This window comes from Pseudomonas sp. GD03858 (assembly GCF_029840925.1).
In the GTDB taxonomy this organism is placed as follows: Bacteria; Pseudomonadota; Gammaproteobacteria; order Pseudomonadales; family Pseudomonadaceae; genus Aquipseudomonas.
In genome coordinates this window covers 1-4727 of the sequence record NZ_JAOCDM010000191.1, presented here as the reverse complement: position 1 = coordinate 4727, position 4727 = coordinate 1, and the positions used below count along the sequence as shown (strand labels likewise).

The following is a 4727-nucleotide window of genomic DNA, read 5'->3' as shown; positions in this document are numbered from 1 at the left end:
CGACGTGTTCGAGCGTCAGTCAACGCCCCTTGCGCCGATACGGAAACACATCGATCACCTTGCCCGCCCGAATCGCTTCCTGCAGGCTTTTCCAGTAATCGGCGTCATACAGTTCGCCATGCAGCCGGCTGAACAATCGACGCTGGCCGATATCGGCGAACAGGAACGGCGGAAATTCCTCGGGGAACACATCATGTGGCCCGATGGAGTACCACGGCTCACCGGACATCTCGTCCTCCGGATAGCGCGGCGGCGGAATGTGCCGGAAGTTGACCTCGGTGAGGAAACTGATCTCGTCGTAGTCGTAGAACACCACCCGGCCATGGCGGGTGACACCGAAGTTCTTCAGCAGCATGTCACCCGGGAAGATGTTCGCCGCCGCCAGCTGCTTGATTGCCAGCCCATAATCCTCCAGCGCCTCGAGTACCTGGGCTTCGCTGGCGTGTTCGAGGTACAGGTTGAGCGGCGTCATGCGCCGCTCGGTCCAGCAGTGGCGGATCAACACCGTGTCCCCCTCCAGCGCCACGGTCGATGGCGCCACCTCCAGCAGCTCCGCCAGGCAATCGGGATCGAACTTGCCGCGCGGAAAGCGAAAGTCTGCGAACTCCTGGGTGTCGGCCATGCGCCCGACCCGGTCGACGCTTTTCACCAGGCGATACTTTTCGATCACGGTCGCGCGATCGACGGTCTTCGAGGGCGAGAAGCGGTCCTTGATGATCTTGAACACGGTGTTGAAACCCGGCAGGGTGAACACGCTCATGACCATCCCGCGCACCCCGGGCGCCATGACGAAACGGTCGTCGCTGCTGGCCAGGTGGTTGATCAGCGCACGATAGAACTCCGACTTGCCGTGCTTGTAGAAGCCGATCGAGGTGTACAGCTCGGCAATGTGCTTGCCCGGCAGGATACGCTTGAGAAAGTTGACGAACTCCGCCGGTACCGGCACATCGACCATGAAGTACGAACGGGTGAAGGAGAAGATGATCGACACCTGCGCCTCGTCGGTGATCAACGCATCGGCCTCGATGCCATGGCCTTCGCGGTGCAGCAGCGGAATCACCAGCGGCCACTGCTCGTCGAGGGTGTACAGGCGACCGACCAGATAGGCGCCCTTGTTGCGATAGAGCACCGGGGTGAACAACTCCACGGCCAGCGCCGGGTCTTTGCATACCCAGTCGGGCAGGCACTCGCGCAGTTGCTCCTCCATCCGCGCCAGATCCCCTTCCAGATCCCCATACGGCACGCTGAACGCATAATCGGCGAAGATCGCCCGCAACAACCCCTTCAGCCCACCATCGAGCGCATAGGTGCGAGTCTGCGCCGCTCGCTCGTGACCGCGCATGGATGGGCGCGTGGTGTGGATGAACATGCAGCCATCGCTGATCAGGTCGTGGCTGAACAAACTGCAGAACAGCGAGTTGTACCAGGTCTCGGACAGCTCATCGTCGAGCCGGGGGTCGATCAGGCGAATGTAGGCGTTCTTGACCAGCGGCCATTGCTCGACATCGAGCAGCACGGCAGCGTCGAAGGCCTTGCGCAGCCAGCCGCTGACCTCGGCGACCTTCTCTTCGTAGAGATTGATGCGCGCCGCCGCGGCCAGCTGGATGTCCTGCCAGCGCGCCTGTTCGAAGCGCTCGCGGGCCCCCAGGGTGATGCGCCGGAAATGCTCGCGGTAGTCGTCGAAGCCATCGAGGATCATCCGGGCGATATCGACGGCGGGCCAGGGTTGGGTCATGCGCGAGATCTCAAGGCAGGTGGAGTTAGACAGCTTAGTCGTCCGCAAGCGGCTCGCAGGCTGCGTGAGCCTTATCGCGGGGCAAGCCCGCTGCCACGCTGACTGCATGCCATGGATCGTGGGAGCGGGCTTGCCCCGCGATCGACCGAACGGACTCATACAGCAAGAAAGCACAAGAATCGCCCCCCACCCTGACGTAGACTCGCGCCCCTGCCCCACCGTCGGAGACCACCCGTGAGCCCCATCGCCCTTGCCCGCCTGCTGACCCTTGCCGCCGTCTGGGGCGCCAGCTTCCTGTTCATGCGCATCATCGCCCCGGAACTCGGCACCGTGCCGACCGCCTTCTTTCGCGTTTCGATCGCCTGCCTGGGGCTGATGGCCATTCTCGCCGCCGCCCGCGTGCGCTGGGACTTCGAGGGCAAGCTGGGCGCCTGCCTGGTGCTGGGCATGATCAACTCCGGCATCCCCGCCACCTTCTATTCCGTGGCGGCGCAGGTGTTGCCAGCCGGCTATTCGGCGATCTTCAACGCCACCACGCCGCTGATGGGTGTGCTGATCGGCACGCTGTTCTTCCGCGAAGCGATGACCCTGCCCAAGCTCTGCGGGATCTTCCTCGGGCTGTTCGGTGTTGGCATTCTCAGTGGCGCGGGGCCGGTGGCGCTGGACATGGCGCTGGCGCAGGGGGCCCTGGCCTGCCTCGCGGCCACCACCTGCTATGGCTTCGCCGGCTTTCTGGCCAGGCGCTGGGTGGGCACGCTGGACAGCCGGCTGTCGGCCCTGGGCAGCATGCTCGGCGCCACGCTGCTGCTCAGCCCGTTGTTCGCCTGGAGTGCCCTGACCCAGCCACCGGCCAGTTGGGGTGGCTGGCAGGTTTGGCTGTCGCTGCTGGGGCTCGGGCTGCTGTGCACGGCGTTCGCCTACATTCTGTACTTCCGCCTGCTCAACGAGATCGGGCCGGTCAAAGCCAGCACCGTGACCTTCCTGATTCCTGTGTTTGGCGTGCTGTGGGGAGCGTGGCTGCTGGATGAACCGCTGTCGCTGGCGCACCTGTATGGCGGAGTCTTGATCGGCGCGGCGCTGTGGCTGGTGTTGCGCCCCGTCCAACGATGAGCGCGGTTCCAGTCGATGGGTTCTGACTGACAGGGCCACTCGCTGTTCGGCACAAGACTTAAGTCCCTGTCAGTAAATCGAAAACACCACCATTCGTTTCGAGCAGATGAATGAGCCAGAAGAACTTCTTTTTTCGGCTTGCGGTGTCATTTCGATCAAAAGGACTTATCCATTGACAACGAAGTCTCAGGCCTCGCGCGGCGCATGGGCGATGCTCGGCATCGCCATGTCGTTCGGCACGGCAAGCGCTGCCGATCTCCCCTCCGATGAAGATACCGTCGGCCGTCAGGAACGCCAGTCACCCTCGCAACAGGTGGATCGGGTCGACCCGCACTCCGGCAACCTGACCCTGCATCATGTGGACCTGATGTTGCCCGGCCCCGCAGGCCTGGACATCACCGTGCACCGTACCTATGACCTGTTGCGCAGTTCGGCGGGCCTGCAGGCGTCTTTCAAGCGCAGCTACGAATGGATGGCGCTCGGCCCAGGCTGGACGATCGCCGCCGCGCCGCGCCTCTACCAGCCCAACCCCTACGGACTGATCGGCACGGGCCCTGGCGCCAGCTATGTCACCAACACCGTTCGAGACCTGTGTTCCGGCAGTGCGTTCGCCGGGCTCTACGGCGCGCCGAGCCTGCGCGTGCAACTCGCCGACGGTAGCGACCAGGCGTTGTACCCCGTCACGCCGTACGTGGCCCGCAGCAAGGAAAACTGGCAGCTCGAGTGCACGGCGGGCAACTTGACCCTGCGCTCGCCACAGGGCATTCACTACGACCTCGGCAACTACCAGAGTGACAAGAAATTTGGCAGTTTCCTGTTCTCCGATGGCGCATTCAGCCAAGGCACGACCATCATCAGGTACCCCGCCTCGTCAGAAACCTATTACGTGGCGAAAAAAGCCAGCGACGCCTACGGTAACTGGGTCAACTACAGCTACACCCAGTTCGGCAATGCCGGAAAGTGGGAAATTCCTGGCACCCAGTACAATCATCCCAGCGCGACCGGCAACTATCAGCTGACCCGAATCAGCAGCAGCGATGGCCGTGAAGTCACCCTTACCTATGACGCGACCTCCGGTCGCTTGCAGTGGATCGCCGACAATGCCCAGCGGCGCGTCACATACGCCTACAGCCCTGAAGACACCCTCAATTCGAATGTACTGATCCAGGCCACCGGCCCAACCGGCGAGGCTTGGAAGTACAGGTACCAGCCCGGCACCTTCCACCGCTCCATGTCACCTTACGGAACGATTCCACTGACCGATGTGGGCATCGCGTCGCGCAAGCTCATCGCCATCGAACGACCGGAAGGCGCAAGCACCACGTTCCGCTACTCGTTCGTCAGCCTGACCGTCCCTTTCACCAGCAAGCATTCCAGCGGCAAGAACACCACCACCTTGGCCAAGCGCCAGGAGCGGGTGGTGGAAAAGACCTTGTCCACCGGTCAGAAGTGGACCTATGCCTATACTCGAGGCGGCATTGGCCAGTACGACACCACCCAGGTCAGCGGCCCGGACGGCGTCGACCGCTATGAATTCGCGGGCCCGGGCTTTTCCATCGCCACCAGCTACCAGGCCGGCCAGCAGACATTCCAGGACTCGCTGTGGCGTGTCGGCAAGCTGATCAAGCACACCTTCCCGGACAACAGCTACGAGACCTATCAATGGCAGCCACGCGAAGTCTCGGGTATCAGGGACCGGATGTTCGAGCTGGGCGTGATCACCGACCAGAAGACCTGGGCCGCCGATCTGCAGAGCCGGACCGTGGTCCGCGACGGCGCCACCTACAAGACGGTCTATTCGGCCTTCGACGCCTACGGCAACCCCGGTACCCGCACCGAGACCGGCCCCAACGGCGGCAGCCGCACCACCACCCTGACCTGG

2 protein-coding genes and 1 pseudogene are annotated in these 4727 nt (G+C 63.2%); 2 read left to right on the top strand and 1 reads right to left on the bottom strand.

Features of this window, described 5'->3' with window-relative positions; all coding sequences use genetic code 11:
* Positions 1-19 precede the first annotated feature (19 nt).
* Positions 20-1735 carry a bifunctional isocitrate dehydrogenase kinase/phosphatase gene (gene aceK, locus N5D48_RS25695; RefSeq protein WP_279888920.1) on the bottom strand — a complete coding sequence of 572 codons (1716 nt, stop codon included), beginning with the start codon at positions 1733-1735 and terminating at the stop codon, positions 20-22.
* A 234-nt stretch (positions 1736-1969) separates the two neighbouring features.
* Here aceK and N5D48_RS25690 point away from each other — a divergent pair, with 234 nt between their 5' ends.
* Both N5D48_RS25690 and N5D48_RS25685 read left to right on the top strand, forming a co-directional pair.
* A complete protein-coding gene (locus N5D48_RS25690; protein ID WP_279888918.1) occupies positions 1970-2845 on the top strand; it encodes a DMT family transporter in 876 nt (291 codons plus the stop codon).
* A gap of 172 nt (positions 2846-3017) precedes the next feature.
* Positions 3018-4727 (top strand): annotated as a pseudogene (locus tag N5D48_RS25685) (hypothetical protein); the annotation flags it as partial.